Origin of the sequence: Demequina maris (genome assembly GCF_000971155.1) — a bacterium.
Taxonomy (GTDB): Bacteria; Actinomycetota; Actinomycetes; order Actinomycetales; family Demequinaceae; genus Demequina; species Demequina maris.
This window is the reverse complement of sequence record NZ_BBLX01000006.1, coordinates 1-15,602: the sequence shown is the minus strand read 5'-3', so window position 1 is coordinate 15,602 and position 15,602 is coordinate 1. Positions and strand designations below refer to the sequence as shown.

The following is a 15,602-nucleotide window of genomic DNA, read 5'->3' as shown; positions in this document are numbered from 1 at the left end:
CGCCATAGACTCGCCCCATGGTGGCGGATGCGTCCCCGACGCACGAGGAACCGTCGCGGGTACGCATCGTCGACGAGCCCGAGACGCGGGTGCGGCGCCTCACCGACATCATCCGGCTGCTGCTGACGGTGCTCGGCATCATCGCGGTGCTGCTCATCGCCGAGTTCGCGATCGGCACCACGAGGGGGATCACGCAGGACATCGCGTCGATCTCGCCCACGCTGCGGCGGCTGCTCATCGCGCCCGTCAACCTCTTCACCGCGATCCTCGCGGTGATCATCCCCGCCGTCGTCCTCACCGACATGCTCGTGCGCCGCGAGCCGCGCCGCATCCTCGAGGCCCTCGGCGCCGCGATCCTCGGCGTGATCGTCACGCTGATCGGCGCGTTCCTCCTGCTGGAACTCGGCACCGACGAGCTCCTGGCGAGCCTCACCCCACGCGGCGCGCAGACCCTCCAGCTGCCGGCCTACGTCGCGGCGATCTCCGCGCTGCTCACCGCGGCCGGACGGCGGCCCACCCGCCGCACCCTGTCGCTGTCGTGGAACGTGCTGTGGCTCGGCCTCGCGATCGCGGCGGCCTTCGGCGCGATCACCATCCCGTCGATCCTGCTGACCGTGCTGTTCGGGCGTGCCGCCGGGCTCGGGCTGCGCTACTGGGTGGGGTCGACGGCCGACCGCGCGTACGGGGACACCCTGGTCGAGGGGATCCGTCGGGCGGGCTTCGAGCCGATCTCGCTCGTGCGCGCCGACCTCGAGAGCGACGACGAGGACCCGGAGCTCGACGAGGCGACCGCCGCGCTGTCACGCACCCGCCAAGGACGGGTCTACGCGATGACCACCGCGGGTCAGCATCGGCTGCTCGTGGTCGCGCGCGACGGCGACCAGCAGGCCGCGGGCTCCGTCTCCAAGCTGTGGGCCTCGCTGCGGCTGCGCGGCATCCACGCTCGGCCCGAGGTATCGCTGCGCCAGAGCTCCGAGGCGACCGCGCTCGTCTCACATGCGGCGCGCGTCGGCGGCGTGCGCACCGGACGCGTGCTCGGCATGAGCCAGATCCGCGACACGATGCTGCTCGTCTACCAGCGCCCGCCCGCGGCGCGGCCGTTCGGCGACGTCCCGGCCGAGGAGGTCGACGATGCGCTGCTCGACGCCATCTGGGCCGAGGTCGCGACGATGCACCGTGCCGGCATCTCCCACCGCCTGATCTGCGGCGACACTGTGCTGGTGGGCGTCGACGGCGAGCCCGACGCGCCCCCGGTGTGGCTGACCTCCTGGGAGCTGGGCGAGGTCGCCACCAGCACGTTCGCGCAGCGGGCCGACGTCGCCCAGGCGCTCGCGATGATCGCCGTGCGGGTCGGGCCCCAACGTGCGGTCGACTCGGCGTTCCGCGCGCTGGGCGCGCGGCCCGTCGAGCAGGCCGCGCCGCTGCTGCAGGGCATCGTGCTGCCGCCGGCCACGCGGGCGGCGCTCAAGGCGCGCAGGGAGGCGAAGGTGCTGGAGTCGGTGCGCGCGGCGATCCTCGCCCGCTCGCCCGACGCCGAGGTCGCGCGAGAGGACGTGACGCGCTTCGGGTGGCGGACGGTCATCACGATCGTGCTCGGCCTCGTCGCCGCCACCGTGATCCTCGCGGGCTTCAACACCCAGGACTTCATCGACGCGGTCGGGCAGGCGAACCCGTGGTGGATGGCCGCCGCGTTCGTGTTCTCGATGCTCACCTACGTGGGCGCCGCTCTCGCCCTCTTCGCGTTCAGCCCCGTCCGGATCCCGTTCATCCGGATCCTCACCGCGCAGTTCGCGACGGCGTACATCTCCCTCGCCGTGCCGGCGGGCGTGGGGCCGGTGGCGCTCAACGTGCGCCTCCTCACCAAGCGCAAGGTGGCCCCACCGCTCGCGGTGGCCACCGGCGCCCTCATGCAGGTGAGCGCGGGCGTCGTCACCGTGCTCGGGCTCATCGTCCTCACCGTCGCGTCGGGATCGCGCGGTGCGCTCGTCGCGCTGCCGTCGACCGCGGTCCTCATCGCCATCGGCGTGGTCGTGCTCGTCGTCGCGGCGCTGCTCCTCATCCCGTGGGTCCGCGCGTGGGCGCATCGGCGCATCGTGCCCACGGTGCGCCAGACGTGGCCCCGCCTCAGGCAGATCGTCGGGCAGCCGTGGCGACTCGCGCTGGGCCTGTCCGGGAGCCTGCTGCTCGCGGTCGCCTACATCGGCGCGTTCCGGTCGGCGCTGGCCGCGTTCGGTCAGGACATGGCGCTCATCGACGCGGCCGTCCTGTACTTCGTCGCGAGCGCCGTCGGCTCCGCCGTTCCTACGCCCGGCGGCCTCGGCGCCGTCGAGTTCGCGCTCACCTCGGGCCTCGCAGGCGCGGGCGTGCCGTGGGGCATCGCGGTGTCCGTGACGCTCGTGTACCGCCTCGTCACGTACTGGCTGCCGATCCCGATCGGGTACGTCGCCATGAGGTACCTGGAGCGCAGAGGCGAGCTCTAGGTGCGGTGGGCCAGGCGGGGCTCGAACCCGCGACCGATGGATTATGAGTCCACTGCTCTAACCGGCTGAGCTACTGGCCCGTGGCCCCCGAGGAGGCCGCCCGACAGTCTAGCGAGGCGCACGGTGGGCGAGCGCGCGTCACCCTTCCGAGCCCGGCGCCGGAGCGCGCCGGGGAATGCCTCGCCAACTGTTCACCTTGTATCAAGGGTGACCGCGACCGCGGTCAGTGACGATTCGAAGTGGAGGAGTCATGAGCATGAGCGACCGTGCGAGCAACGCCGCCGAGGACCTCAAGGGCAAGGCCAAGGAGGGCGCCGGCAAGGCGACCGGCGACGAGCAGCTCGAGGCCGAGGGCAAGATCGACCAGCTCAAGGCCGGCGCCAAGGACAAGGTCGAGGACGCGAAGGACGCCGTCGCCTCGAAGTTCAACGACGCCACCGACGACGACTGACGACCACCGCCGCGGGGGTTCGCGCCTCGAAGTGGTCACCGGACCCCTCCGGGATCCGGTACAGTATTCGAGCGCGATCCTCCGTAGCTCAATTGGCAGAGCAGCCGACTGTTAATCGGCAGGTTACTGGTTCGAGTCCAGTCGGGGGAGCCACCGGCCCGGTCCTCATCGAGGACCGGGCCTTCTGCTTTCCCGGCCCCGGCGGGCGCCTCGCACCCTCTCCCCTACGTGCTCAGCCCGTACGATCCGGGTCCCTGCTCGCGCCTCGCCCGCTCGTCGGCGCGCGCGTCGAGCGCGTTCGCGACCGCGTTGCGGTAGATCCGCAGCAGGCGCGTGAGCTCGCGCCGCTCCGCACGGTTGACCCGCGGCTCGGCCGCCAGCCCCCAGGCCAGCAGCACCCCGCCGATGAACAGCACCATCGCGTCCGCGAACACAGCCGCGTAGGCGAGGGTGAGCGGCACGACGAGCACGAGCAGCGGCGACCGCTCCCACCACGGCCGCAGCAGGCCGGCCTCGCGCATCACGCGGCGGACGACGCGGCGGCCGCGCCGCACGAGCACCTGCACCTCGAAGTCGCGCAGGTCCCTCACCGAGGGCACGTCGACGTTGTCGAGCGCGGCGACCCTGCGTCGCGCCCGCTCCTCCACCGCGCGGTCCGCGTCCACCCTTCGGACGCTACCAGCGGTACGCGCAGGCGCAACAGATCGGGTTCGCGCGCGGACGATGCGCGGGCGGCGTCAGCCGCCGAGCACCACCGAGCCGTCCGCCCCCGGCGGCGAGAAGGGGTTCATCGCGAGCTCCCACACGTGGCCGTCGGGATCCGCGACGTAGCCGCTGTAGCCGCCCCAGAACACCTTCTCGGGCGTCTTGAGCGGGGTCGCACCGGCCTTGAGCGCGGCCTCGAAGACCGCGTCGACCTCGGCCTCGGTCGGATAGTTCTGCGCGAGCGTCATCCCGCCCACGCCGAGGTCCGCGTCCGGCCTCCCCTGGTCCGCCGCGAGCGCGGCGAGCCCGAAGAGCGCCACCACGACCCCGTTGGCCTGGTAGAAGACGATCCCCTCGTCGACCTGCGCCGGGCTCCAGCCCCACGACTCGTAGAACGCGCGCGAACGCTCGAGGTCCGTGACGCCCAGCGTCACGTACGACACCCGCGGACCACCCATCACGGCCTCCCCTGCTCTCCCACCGACACGGTACGCGCGGCCGCGGACAACGGCGCGGCGGGCCGCGCATCGTCCCACCGCAGGCGCACGCGCCCAGACCTACAGCGTCGCGCCGTCCTGCTCCACCTTGGCCTCGGAGACGCCCGAGCCCGCGATGATGCGGTGGCGCACCGCGCCGGAGACGGCGTCGACGAGCACGGTCACCACGATGATGACGCACAGCAGGATCCCGATGAAGTCCCATTCGCGGTAGCGGAAGGCCTGCGACAGGACCGAGCCGATGCCGCCGGCGCCGATGATGCCCAAGATCGCCGACGCGCGGATGTTGATCTCGAAGCGGTACAGCCAGAATGCGAGCACCTCGGGCAGCACCTGCGACCAGTAGGTCCAGCGCAGGATCGCGCTGCCCGGCGCGCCGGCCGCGCGAGCGGCCTCGACGGGTCCCGGGTCGATGCCCTCGAGCGCCTCGGCGGTCAGCTTGCCGAGCGTGCCGACCGCGCCGACGCCGAGCGCCAGCGCGCCCGCGTTGGGCCCGAAGCCGAAGATCGGCAGCAGCAGGATGATCGCGAAGACCAGCTCGGGCAGCGTGCGGATCGCGTTGAGGATCACGCGGGTGACCTGGACCACGACCGGATGCGACACGTTGCGCGCCGCGAGGAAGCCCATGGGGATGGACAGCACCGCGCCGATCATGGTGCCGATCCACGCCATCGAGATCGACTCGAGCATGCCGCCCAGCGCGGTGGTCCAATACTCGCTGTAGGGCTCGGAGAACGGGTTCTGCACGACGCCCTTGAGCATGAGGACGAAGTACTTCCCGCCCTCGGTGAACATGTCGGGCAGCTTGCCCCAGTCGGCGTTCGACAGGTAGCCGCCCGCGAGCACGAGGGCCACCAGGACGATGGCGCCGATGGTCGCGCGGGCCTTGCCGGGCTCCTCGGGGCGGACGGTGCGCGTCTCGGACGCGGTGGACGCGGCGCTCACACGAGCCTCCTGCGCAGGTGCTGGGAGAGCTGGTCGATGAGCAGCACCACCACGAACATGCTGATGACGATCGCCGACACGTTCTCGAAGTTGAAGCGGGCGAACTGGACCTGGATGAGCTGCCCGATGCCGCCGCCGCCCGCGTACCCGATGACCACCGACGAGCGGATGTTGAGCTCGAAGATGTACAGCGCGTAGGACAGGAAGTTGGGCAGGATCTGCGGCTGCACCGCCCACCGGGCGCGCGCGAACGTGCCCGCACCGGACGCGTCGGCGGCCTCCAGCGGGCCCTGATCGACGGCGTCGATGGTCTCGGCCGTCAGCTTCGCCGCGATGCCGATGTTGAAGATGAACAGCGCGAGGATGCCGGCGAGGGAGCCCACGCCCACGAGCGCCACGAAGATCAGCACGTACGCGACGTCGGGCAACGAGCGCAGCACCGCGAGGAACCACTTGGTGGCCCGGTACAGCGGCGTGGACCGGTTGGTCACCCGCGAGGCCATGTACGCGAAGACGAGGCCGACGGCGACGCCGAAGAAGCTCGCGACGATCGCGATCGAGATGGTCTCGAGCCACGCCGTCCAGGCGTTGCCCAGGTACGACCAGTTGGGGTGCAGGAACTGCTCGACCACCACCCAGCCGTTGGAGAAGTTCTCGAACAGCGGGCCCAGCGTGAAGTCGATCTCCCAGCCGGCCCACACGGTGATGGCCGCCACCGCGGCCAGCCCCAGGATGAGGACGCGGCTGGGGCGGGGCTTGCGGGGGCGCGCGGGCGCCGCCGGGGTCGCGGCGACCGTCATGCCTGTCCCGGCAGCACGTCGTCCGCGGTGAGGGAACGGCCGTAGATGTCCTCGAACACCGCATCGTCCGCCTGCGCGCCGGTGCCGTCGAAGACCATCTTGCCGCCGCGCATGCCGATGACCCGGTCGCCGAACTGGCGCGCGAGGTCGAGGAAGTGCAGGTTCACGATGGTGGTGATGCCGAGCTCGCGGTTGATGCGCTGGAGGTCCTTCATCACCATCTGCGCGGTGGGCGGGTCGAGAGACGCGACAGGCTCGTCGGCGAGCATGACCTTGGGGTCCTGCGCGAGCGCGCGGGCGATCGCGACGCGCTGCTGCTGGCCGCCCGACAGCTGCGACGCGCGGGTCCACGCCTTCTCGACGATGCCGACGCGCTCGAGCGACTGGAACGCCCGCTCCTTCTCGTCGGCGGTCCAGGCGCCGACGAGGGACCGGTACGCGGGGATCGCGTGCATCTGGCCCATCATCACGTTGTTCATCACGGACGTGCGCTTCACCAGGTTGAACGATTGGAAGATCATGCCGATGCCGGAGCGCACGTCGCGCATCGTGCGCTGGGACGCCCCGGCCATCTCGACGCCGTCGACCGTGAGGCTGCCCTCGGTGATGGGCACGAGGCCGTTGATGGTGCGGATCAGCGTCGACTTGCCCGCCCCGGAGAGCCCCACGACGACGACGAACTCGCCGTCGGGGATGGTGAGGGAGACGTCGTCGAGGCCGACCACTCCGTTGGGGTACCGGACCGTGACGCCGTTGAGCTCGATCATGAGAGATGCCTATCAAAGGGAGGCGCCGGCGGCCAGCCACGAGGCCGGCCGCCGGCGCGATGTTCCGTACGAGACCTACGCGCTCACTCGCCGCCGAAGGTGTCGTAGGTCGGGCCCACGAAGTCCTCGAACGCGGCGAGGTCGGCGGGCTCGAGACCCTCGATGTCGTACACCGCGTCGAGGGCGGCGAGGCCCTCCTCGGTGCCGGCGAGGTCGAGCAGCGCCTGGGTCAGCGTCTCCTGGATCGAGGCGTCGAGGTCGCCCGAGAGCACCACGCCGTCGTTCGGGATGTTCTTCGTGTACGCGAACACGACGACCTTCTCGCCCACGTCGGAGAACTCCTCCGCGAGGTTCGAGCGCGCGTCGTTGTACGACAGGCCGATGGTGGCCTCGCCGTCGTAGACCGCCTGGACCGTCTGCGAGTGGCCGCCGGCGAAGAAGCCGTTCGGGAACGCCGACGCGGCGTCGTCGATGCCGAGGATCTCCGCGAGCTGGATGGCCGGGAAGTAGTAGCCGGAGGCTGAGGTCGCGTCGGTCCACGCGATCGAGGCGTCCTCGGGGACGAGCGCGAGCGCGTCCTCGCCCTGCGGGCCCTCGTAGCCGGTGGCGCCGTTGCAGTACGAGTAGTTGATGCCCTCGTCGTCCGCCTCGGTGGTGACGTCGTCGAGGCAGTACGTGCCGGGGTCGTTGGTGAACCACTGGCCCACGTAGTCGCTCGCGCCGTAGCGGACCGCCTGCAGGACGATCTCCGCGCCCGCCTCCTGCTGCGCCTGCCACATGGCGATCGGGCCGAGGAAGCCGATGTCCGCCTGACCCGTCTGGAGCGCCACGACGACCGCGTTGTAGCTGTCCGGCACGAACACCTCGACGTCGATGCCGAGCTCGTCCGACAGCGCCGCGGCGAGGGCCTCGCCGTCCGTCGTGATCTGCTCGACGTCGTCCGAGGGGACGAGCGCGAGGGTCAGCGACTCGGGCAGCTCCGCGGCGGCCGCCGCGGTGTCGGTGGCGTCGGGCGACGACTCCGAGCCGGTCCCGTCGCTGGAGCAGCCCGCGAGCGCGAACGCGAGGCCTGCCGCGGCAGCGGCGGGGGCGAACAGACGATTCCTCACTGTGACACCTTCCGTGGTGATGGGGACGCCGCGGATGGTCGCGGCCCGGCCGCGTGGACGCGGCCTCGCTCCACGCTAACCATGCGCGCACAGCAATCATGCACGTGTCGACAAGAGTTTTCGGCCTGGTAACTCTCAGTTCACACGGGCTTTGCCGTCCCGTGACCTCGGAGGGGCTACTCCACCTCGCGCAGCTGGCGGCGGCGTCCCTCGAGCCGGATGATCTCCGCGAAGGCCTCCTGCGCGGCGTCCGTGCCCGCGCCGGCGCGCTGCATGCGACCGCGAAGGTCGGCCGTGCGGCGGGTGATCGCGAGGTCGAGCAGGCGCGCGAGCACCGAGCGCGCGTAGTGGCCCAGCTCGGCCGGCTTGTCGTGCGGCAGCGGGCTGACCGCGAGCTGCGACACGAGCGGCGCGAGGTCGGGACCCGCCTGCTCCTCGACGGCACCGACCCAGTCGGCGACCGCCGCACTCGGCCCGCCCGCGGCGACGATCGCGTCGAAGATCTGCCCGTACTGCGGCGCCGTGAACGAGTCGCGCGCGAGCTCCGCGACGATCCCGAGCGCCATCGCGTCCTGCGCGATCTCCGCCTTGCCCTGCAGCAGCACGCCGAGCGACAGCGCCTCCGCCCGCACCACCGGGTCGCGGGGGTTGGGGCGCGTCGCGGTCACGGTCATGATCTGGCCGGTCTCGGGGTCCATGGGCGGCGGGCCGTCGTCGGGACGATGCGCGGGCTGGGCCGCCGCGGGGCGTCCGGCGGGCGCGCCCGCCTGGCCCTGCGCGGGCGGGGTCCGCTCCCCCGCCCGGGACACCGTGCGGAGCACGTCGGCGGGCTCCATGCCCAGCCAGCCGGCGAGGCGGCGCGCGTACTCGGGGCGCAGGGCGCGGTCGCGGATCTGGCCGACGATGGGCGCGGCCGTCCGCAGCGCGGCGACGCGGCCCTCGGGGGTCTCGAGGTCGTGCGCCGCGAGCGAGGCCTTGATGACGAACTCGAACAGCGGCACCCGGCGCTCCATGAGGCGGCGCACCGCGTCGTCCCCGTCGCGCTGACGGATGTCGCACGGGTCCATGCCCTCGGGGTCCACCGCGACGAACGTCTGCGCGAGGAACTGCTGGTCGAGCGCGAAGGACTTGAGCGCGGCGTTCTGGCCCGCCTCGTCGCCGTCGAACGTGAAGACGACCTTCGCGCCGGTGGAGCCGACCTTGAGCTGGGTCTGCCCGGTGTCGCCCATGAGGCGGCGCACCACCTTGACGTGGTCCTCGCCGAAGGCCGTGCCGCAGGTCGCGACGGCGTTGGTGATGCCCGCGAGGTGGCAGGCCATGACGTCGGTGTAGCCCTCGACGACCACGGTCGTGCGCTCGGACCGGATCGCGCCCTTGGCGAGGTCGAGGCCGTACAGGACGTGGCTCTTCTTGTAGATCTGCGTCTCGGGGGTGTTGAGGTACTTGGGGCCCTGGTCGTCCTCGTGCAGGCGGCGCGCTCCGAAGCCGATCACGTCGCCCGTCACCTCGCGGATGGGCCACACGAGCCGGCCGCGGAAGCGGTCGTAGACGCCGCGCTGGCCCTCGGAGACCAGCCCCGACGCCTTGAGCTCGGGCTCGGTGAAGCCCTTCTTGCGCAGGTGGTCCGTGAGGTGCGACCAGCCCTGCGGCGCGTAGCCGCAGCCGAAGTGCTCGGCCGCCGCACGGTCGAAGCCGCGCTCGCGCAGGAAGTCACGGGCGATGCGCGCCTCGGGGCTGTCGAGCTGCTCGACGAAGAACTCGGCGGCCACCCGGTGGGCCTCGAGCAGGCGGCGGCGCATGCTCGCCCCGGACTCGGTGCCGCGGCGCCCGCCGGCCTCGTAGCGGAGCGTCACGCCCGCGCGCTCGGCGAGGTACTCGACCGCCTCGGCGAACGGCAGGCCGTCCATGCGCATGACGAACTCGATGACGTCGCCGCCCTCGCCGCAGCCGAAGCAGTGCCAGCGGCCGGCGGCCGGACGCACATGGAACGAGGGGGAACGCTCGTCGTGGAAGGGGCACAGGCCCTTGAGCGAGCCGACGCCCGCGGACTTCAGCGAGACGTGCTGGCCGATGATCTCCTCGATGGGCGCGCGCTCGCGGACCGCCGCGATGTCGTCCCTGTTGATCGTGCCCGCCACGGGCACAGAGTACTCGGGACCGGCCCGCTCCCCGCGCATCGTCCCCGCTCGCGCCCTGGCGCGGCACCGAGTGGCGCTAGGCTTGAGCCGCACCCCATGAAAGGACTGGCTGCTGTGAGAGTGGACGCATTCCTCGCCGACTCGGCTGAGGTCGTGCAGAACAAGATCTACGCGCTGGGCGCGGGGTGGAACATCATCTTCGTGCGCGGCTTCCCGGCCGTGCACCGCCGCCTCTCCGTGGGCGCCATCGTGCACGTCCCCTTCACCGAGACGAACCGCACGCACAACTTCGAGCTCAAGCTCCTCACCGAGGACGGCGTGGAGTACCCGATCGGCATCCGCCCGGACGCCGACGGCAAGCCCACCCCCATCCGCGCGATGGGCGGCGAGTTCACCGTGGGCCGCCCGCCGCACCTCGTGGACGGGGACGAGCAGGTCGCGAGCTTCGCGTTCACCATCGACGGGCTGCGCTTCGACAAGCCGCGCCTGTTCTCGTGGGTGATCAGCGTCGACGGTGAGGAGATGACCCGTCTCCCCATGCGCGTCCAGCAGGCGGCGCAGCAGGCCTAGTGGAGCTGTACACGGGGGTGATCCACCCCCTCGTGCTCGTCGTGTCCGCGCTGCTCGCGCTCGCCGGAATCGCCACGCTCGTGTGGGCGCCCGCGCATCGTGCGCTCCGGGTGCTCGTGCCCGTGACGTACGTGATCGTCGCCGCGCACACGGTGACGGTCGCGTTCCTGCTGTTCACCGGCACGGACGTGGACCTGATCCTCACGCTCGGCTACGTGATCGCCTCGGTGGCGCTGCTCGCGCTGCTCGGCATCGGGCGGCTCGGCACCCCGGAGGCAGCCGCGGCGGACCCGGACCCGCACCGGCCGGTGCTCACCGCGGTGCAGGTGACGCGCGTCGACGCCGCCGCGGCGGTGATCGTGGCGGTGGCCCTCGCGGTCGTGGCGTGGCGCGTCCTCGTGATCCTGCAGGGCGCGGCATGAACCCCGTCGCGCGCATCGCGCTGATCGTCGCGTACGCGGTGCTCGCGCTCGCCGCGCTCGGCCGGTCGAGCTACCAGATCGCGACCAAGCTGTCCGAGGCACCCGTGCCGTACCTGGTGTCCGGCGTGTCCGCGGTGCTCTACCTCGTCATCGCGATCGCGCTGTGGCGGCACTGGGCGGGCGTCGCGCTCGTCGGCACGGCGATCGAGCTCGCCGGCGTCCTGACCGTGGGCACGCTGGGCTACGTCGAGGCGTCGTGGTGGCCGGACGAGACCGTGTGGACCGGCTACGGCTCGGCATACGGCTGGGTCCCGCTGCTGCTGCCGGCCATCGCGCTCGCGCTGCTCCTGAGGGAGCGCCGCGCGCGGGCGAACGATGCGGGGCCCGCCCCCGCGCAGGAGGGAACCTCATGACCACCCCCGAGATCTCGCCGGTCGAGGCGGGCGCCCCGCAGAAGCGCCGCACCCCCCTGCTGGTCGCGCTCGACGTGGTGCGCGGTGCCATGATCGGCACCGCGGAGACCGTTCCCGGCGTGAGCGGCGGCACCGTCGCGCTCATGACGGGCGTCTACGAGACCCTGCTGACCTCCGCCGGCCACCTCATCGCCGGGATCCGCCACGCCGTCACGGACGGCCTGCGCGGGCGCGGCCTCGCCGAGGCGCGGGCCCAGCTCGGCCGCGTCGCGTGGGGCGTCGTGCTCCCGATCGGCGTCGGCATGGTGGTCGCGCTGCTCACCATGGCGCACGTGATGGAGGGCCTGCTCGAGGACCACCCGGAGACGATGCGCGGCCTGTTCCTGGGCCTCGTCCTCGCGTCGCTGGCGGTCCCGTTCCGCCACTCCCACCGCGCCGAGCCCCGCTCCCCCGCGGTCCCGTGGACGATGCGCGAGTGGCTGCTCGCGGCGGTCGCCGCGGTCGCGGTGGGCATCGTGGTGTCGCTGCCCGCGGGCAACCTGTCCCCCGAGTGGTACGTGCTCATCCCCGCCGGCGCGCTCGCCGTGTCCGCGCTGGTGCTGCCCGGCCTGTCGGGCTCGTTCCTGCTGCTCACGCTGGGCCTGTACGAGCCCACCATCGCCGCGCTCAACGACCGCGACCTCGGCTACCTCGCGACGTTCGCGATCGGCCTCGCGATCGGCCTCGTCACCATCGTCAAGCTGCTGCAGTGGCTGCTCGAGCACCGCCGCCGCGTCACGCTCGTGGTGCTCACCGGCATCATGGCGGGCTCGCTCGTCGCGCTGTGGCCGTGGCAGGACGCGGACGGCATGCGGATCGCGCCCACGGAGCCCATCGTCGCGCCGCTGCTCGCCGCGCTCGCCGGCGCCGCCGTCGTGATCGCGATCCTCGTGGCCGAGCACCGCATGCTCGCCCGCCGCGAGGCCGTGGTGGCCGTGGAGCCCGTCGAGGGCTGAGTCAGCCGTTCCGCCGCCGCGCCACGTAGCGGTGGTGCCAGTCGTACGCCGACTTGTCGGTGAGCGACGCCACCTGGTCGATCACCACCCGCTTGCGCGCCGCATCGTCCGCCGCCTCGCGGTGCATCACCGCGAAGTGCGGCTCCAGCGCCTCGTCCCCCAGCTCGACGAGCGCGCCCACCAGGGAGGCGATGCGCTCGCGCTGCTGCCGGTACGCGGCCTTCTTCTCGCGGGGCGCCATGAGGAAGTGCACCGCGATGCCCTTGAGCATGAGGATCTCGTCGGAGAGCTCCGCCGGGATCACGAGCCGCGCGTGGTGGCGGGTGAGCGGGCCGTCGCCGTACTCGGCGCGCGTGGCCTCCGCGACCGTCCCCACGATGCGGCCGATCAGCTGGCTGGTCATGTCCTTGAGCGTCGCGAGCGCGCGGTGGGAGCCGTCGTACTCGTCCATCCACCACGGCTCGGCGCGCAGCCGGTCGAGCGCGGCCATGAGCGCGTCGGGCTCGCCGCGGCCGTACCAGACGCGCGCGTGATCGGCGATCTCGCGGGCGCGGGCCGGGTCGCGCAGCACCCCGAGCGAGACCGTGTGGTGGACCACCGAGTCCTCGACGTCGTGCACCGAGTACGCGATGTCGTCGGCGAGGTCCATCACCTGCGCCTCGAAGCTCTGGGCCCGGTCGGGGGCGCCCTCGCGCAGCCACCGGAACACCGGGAGGTCGTCGTCGTAGACGCCGAACTTGCGCGTGGGCGTGCCGTCGGGACGCGTGGGCGTCGCGTCCTCGGTCCAGGGGTACTTGACGCTCGCGTCCAGCACCGCGCGCGTGAGGTTGAGGCCCACGCTCTGACCCGTCTCGGGGTCGTACGTCTTCGTCTCGAGCCGCGCGAGGATGCGCAGGGTCTGCGCGTTGCCCTCGAAGCCGCCGATGTCCCGCGACACCTCGTCGAGCGCGCGCTCGCCGTTGTGGCCGAACGGCGGGTGGCCCAGGTCGTGCGCGAGGCAGGCCGCGTCCACGACGTCGGGGTCGCAGCCGAGCACCTTGCCCAGGCTGCGGCCCACCTGCGCCACCTCGAGCGTGTGGGTGAGGCGCGTACGGACGAAGTCGCCGGTGCCGGCGCCGAGGATCTGCGTCTTGGCGCCCAGGCGGCGCAGGGCGCTTGAGTGCACGATGCGCGCGCGGTCGCGCTCGAACGGGGTGCGCTGGGCCTGCTTGGGCGGCTCCTGGACGTAGCGCTGGACGTCCGCTGCGCCGTAGCCCTCGGGTGGGACGCTCACATTCCGACTCTACCGGGCACGATGCGGTGGTCCGGGAGGGTCCGCGCCCTCAGCGCGCCTCGGTGGGGCACGCGAGGTGGATCTGCACGAAGCCGTCGCCGAAGCGGACCACGTGCTCCGCGGTGAGCTCGGCGGGACGGGGCAGGCCGCCGAACAGCGACACGCCCTTGCCGAGGACGGTGGGCACGACGGTGACGACGAGCTCGTCGAGCACGCGCGCCTCCAGGGCGTCGCGCACGAGCGTGGCGCCGTCGACGTACACGTCCTTGCGTCCCGCGAGGCCCTTCGCCTTCTCGATCACCGTGGCGATGTCGCCGCGGGCGGGCCGGACGGTCTTGTGCTCGGTCTCGAGGGGGCGGTGCGTCGGCACCAGCATGGGCAGGTCGCGGTAGGGCCAGTCCGGGAAGCGCGTCGCGATGTCGAACGTGCGCCGGCCCATCACGATGCAGCCGATCCGGTCGAGGAAGTCGCCGAAGTGCAGCGCATCGTCGTCCGAGTCCCGCCAGGGCTCGTCGGCGATCGGAGGCGCGCCCTCCGCGCGCGGCTCGAGCCAGTCCAGGTCGTCTCGGGGACCCGCGACGAAGCCGTCGAGCGACATCGCGAGGTAGGCACGCACCCTGCTCATGTCGCCACGTTAATGCAGGTATGGGGGTTTTGCCGGGTGCGATTTGTCACACCGTGCGGGGTTCGGGCGGTGGTGCCGGCCGGGACGGGCGCGTGCGCTGACGGGGCCCGCACATCGTCCCCGGGTCAGCCGCCGGAGACGCTGAGCTCGGCCTCCCGCAGGCGCTTCTCGAGGTCGGGGGTGATGTCCTGCGTGTCGAGCCAGCCCTCGGGGCACGACGGCACGCGCGGCGAGCCCTGGCGGCCGCGGGGGCCCTCGGCCTCCTCGCCGGGGTAGCCGGCCTCGAGGTCGAGCGTGTCGAGGATCTGGCGGAGCTCCGCAAGGGTCGAGATGAGGCCGAGCGAGCGGCGCACCTCGCCGCCCACCGGGTAGCCCTTGAGGTACCAGGACATGTGCTTGCGCAGCTCGCGCATGCCCTTGTCCTCGTCGTCGTCGAAGTGCGCGACCATGAGCTCGCCGTGACGGTAGATGGTGTCCGCGACCATGCGCAGGCCCGGGCGGACGCGGTCCTCGCGCCCCTCGAAGGCCGCCTGCAGGTCGGCGAACAGCCACGGCCGGCCCATGCAGCCGCGGCCGACCACGACGCCGTCGCAGCCGGTCTGCTCGACCATGCGCAGCGCGTCCTCGGCCTGCCAGATGTCGCCGTTGCCGAGCACCGGGACGCTCTTCACGGTCTCCTTGAGTCGGGCGATCGCCTCCCAGTCGGCGTTGCCCGAGTAGTACTCGGCGGCGGTCCGGGCGTGGAGCGCGACGGCCGCGGCGCCCTCCTTCTCGGCGGTGCGGCCCGCGTCGAGGTACGTGAGGTGGTCGTCGTCGACGCCCTTGCGCATCTTCACCGTGACGGGGATGTCGAACTTCGAGGCCTCGCGGACGGCGGCGCGCACGATCTCCTTGAACAGGTCGCGCTTCCACGGCAGCACCGCTCCCCCGCCGCGGCGGGTGACCTTGGGCACGGGGCAGCCGAAGTTCATGTCGATGTGGTCGGCGCGGTCCTCCTCGGCGATAATCCTCACCGCGGCGGCGATGGTCGCGGGGTCGACGCCGTAGACCTGGACCGAGCGGGGCTTCTCGTCGGGGTCGTGCGCGATGATGCGCAGCGACTCGGGGGTGCGCTCGACGAGCGCGCGCGACGTCACCATCTCGGCCACGTAGAGCCCGCCGCCGTGCTCGCGGCACAGGCGGCGGAAGGCGGCGTTCGTGACGCCCGCCATGGGCGCGAGCACCACCGGGGTGTCGACCTCGAGGGGGCCGATGCGCAGCGGCGGGAGGAGGCGGGTGGTCGTGGTCATGGGCTCCATTGTCTCAGGCGTGGTGGGGGCGGTCTGCGGGTCTCTCCGCTTCGTCGCGCCCCTCGCCGCGCCCCGCCCCTCGCCGCGCCCCGCACCGCGCTGACACATGGGGACACGCAGATC

16 protein-coding genes and 2 tRNA genes are annotated in these 15,602 nt (G+C 72.3%); 7 read left to right on the top strand and 11 right to left on the bottom strand.

The window, feature by feature from the left end:
• Positions 1-17: 17 nt before the first annotated feature.
• Positions 18-2,480: a lysylphosphatidylglycerol synthase transmembrane domain-containing protein gene (locus AOM02_RS08325; RefSeq protein WP_062298696.1), complete on the top strand. Its 2,463-nt coding sequence runs from the start codon at positions 18-20 to the stop codon at positions 2,478-2,480.
• A gap of 6 nt (positions 2,481-2,486) precedes the next feature.
• On the opposite strand, the gene AOM02_RS08320 is transcribed toward AOM02_RS08325, so the two are convergent.
• A tRNA-Ile gene (locus tag AOM02_RS08320) sits at positions 2,487-2,560 on the bottom strand.
• Between the two features lie 176 nt (positions 2,561-2,736).
• Here AOM02_RS08320 and AOM02_RS08315 point away from each other — a divergent pair.
• Complete coding sequence (locus AOM02_RS08315) at positions 2,737-2,931, top strand: CsbD family protein (protein ID WP_369344588.1); 195 nt, start codon at positions 2,737-2,739, stop codon at positions 2,929-2,931.
• Positions 2,932-3,008: 77 nt separating this feature from the next.
• Positions 3,009-3,084, top strand: a tRNA-Asn gene (locus tag AOM02_RS08310).
• A 71-nt stretch (positions 3,085-3,155) separates the two neighbouring features.
• Here AOM02_RS08310 and AOM02_RS08305 read toward each other — a convergent pair.
• The 7 genes from AOM02_RS08305 to dnaG all read right to left on the bottom strand — a co-directional run bounded on the left by AOM02_RS08305 (position 3,156) and on the right by dnaG (position 9,892).
• Complete coding sequence (locus tag AOM02_RS08305; protein ID WP_062298694.1) at positions 3,156-3,596, bottom strand: hypothetical protein; 441 nt, start codon at positions 3,594-3,596, stop codon at positions 3,156-3,158.
• Between the two features lie 72 nt (positions 3,597-3,668).
• Positions 3,669-4,094, bottom strand: coding sequence for a VOC family protein (locus tag AOM02_RS08300; protein WP_062298693.1), 426 nt, complete (start codon positions 4,092-4,094; stop codon positions 3,669-3,671).
• A gap of 99 nt (positions 4,095-4,193) precedes the next feature.
• Positions 4,194-5,078 (bottom strand): phosphonate ABC transporter, permease protein PhnE, encoded by an 885-nt coding sequence (gene phnE / locus AOM02_RS14305; protein WP_062298692.1) that lies wholly within the window; start codon positions 5,076-5,078, stop codon positions 4,194-4,196.
• Positions 5,075-5,878 (bottom strand): phosphonate ABC transporter, permease protein PhnE, encoded by an 804-nt coding sequence (phnE, locus tag AOM02_RS14300; protein WP_062298691.1) that lies wholly within the window; start codon positions 5,876-5,878, stop codon positions 5,075-5,077. Before phnE (AOM02_RS14300) ends, phnE (AOM02_RS14305) begins: the two co-directional genes overlap by 4 nt.
• Positions 5,875-6,645 carry a phosphonate ABC transporter ATP-binding protein gene (phnC, locus tag AOM02_RS08285; RefSeq protein ID WP_062298690.1) on the bottom strand — a complete coding sequence of 257 codons (771 nt, stop codon included), beginning with the start codon at positions 6,643-6,645 and terminating at the stop codon, positions 5,875-5,877. The genes phnE (AOM02_RS14300) and phnC overlap by 4 nt, the downstream gene beginning before the upstream one ends.
• Before the next feature lie 83 nt (positions 6,646-6,728).
• Entirely contained in the window at positions 6,729-7,754 is a 1,026-nt protein-coding gene (gene phnD / locus AOM02_RS08280) for a phosphate/phosphite/phosphonate ABC transporter substrate-binding protein (protein ID WP_169746615.1), read from the bottom strand.
• A 176-nt stretch (positions 7,755-7,930) separates the two neighbouring features.
• The gene (gene dnaG, locus AOM02_RS08275; RefSeq protein WP_062298689.1) at positions 7,931-9,892 is read right to left on the bottom strand and encodes a DNA primase; all 1,962 of its coding nucleotides are present in this window, start codon (positions 9,890-9,892) and stop codon (positions 7,931-7,933) included.
• Positions 9,893-10,006: 114 nt separating this feature from the next.
• Here dnaG and AOM02_RS08270 point away from each other — a divergent pair, with 114 nt between their 5' ends.
• Genes AOM02_RS08270 through AOM02_RS08255 form a run of 4 tightly spaced genes read left to right on the top strand, consistent with a single transcriptional unit; the run spans position 10,007 to position 12,292 of the window.
• On the top strand, positions 10,007-10,462 hold the full coding sequence (locus AOM02_RS08270) for a DUF6941 family protein (protein WP_156156153.1): 456 nt from the start codon (positions 10,007-10,009) through the stop codon (positions 10,460-10,462).
• Positions 10,462-10,884: a hypothetical protein gene (locus AOM02_RS08265; protein WP_062298687.1), complete on the top strand. Its 423-nt coding sequence runs from the start codon at positions 10,462-10,464 to the stop codon at positions 10,882-10,884. The genes AOM02_RS08270 and AOM02_RS08265 overlap by 1 nt, the downstream gene beginning before the upstream one ends.
• A complete protein-coding gene (locus tag AOM02_RS08260; protein ID WP_062298686.1) occupies positions 10,881-11,297 on the top strand; it encodes a hypothetical protein in 417 nt (138 codons plus the stop codon). The genes AOM02_RS08265 and AOM02_RS08260 overlap by 4 nt, the downstream gene beginning before the upstream one ends.
• Positions 11,294-12,292 (top strand): DUF368 domain-containing protein, encoded by a 999-nt coding sequence (locus AOM02_RS08255; protein WP_082104982.1) that lies wholly within the window; start codon positions 11,294-11,296, stop codon positions 12,290-12,292. Before AOM02_RS08260 ends, AOM02_RS08255 begins: the two co-directional genes overlap by 4 nt.
• 1 nt (position 12,293) lies before the next feature.
• On the opposite strand, the gene AOM02_RS08250 is transcribed toward AOM02_RS08255, so the two are convergent.
• From AOM02_RS08250 to dusB, 3 genes are all read right to left on the bottom strand, one after another.
• On the bottom strand, positions 12,294-13,565 hold the full coding sequence (locus AOM02_RS08250; protein ID WP_062298685.1) for a deoxyguanosinetriphosphate triphosphohydrolase: 1,272 nt from the start codon (positions 13,563-13,565) through the stop codon (positions 12,294-12,296).
• A gap of 49 nt (positions 13,566-13,614) precedes the next feature.
• Positions 13,615-14,190 carry a dihydrofolate reductase family protein gene (locus AOM02_RS08245; RefSeq protein ID WP_062298684.1) on the bottom strand — a complete coding sequence of 192 codons (576 nt, stop codon included), beginning with the start codon at positions 14,188-14,190 and terminating at the stop codon, positions 13,615-13,617.
• A gap of 125 nt (positions 14,191-14,315) precedes the next feature.
• Positions 14,316-15,479 carry a tRNA dihydrouridine synthase DusB gene (dusB, locus tag AOM02_RS08240; RefSeq protein ID WP_082104981.1) on the bottom strand — a complete coding sequence of 388 codons (1,164 nt, stop codon included), beginning with the start codon at positions 15,477-15,479 and terminating at the stop codon, positions 14,316-14,318.
• Positions 15,480-15,602: the final 123 nt, after the last annotated feature.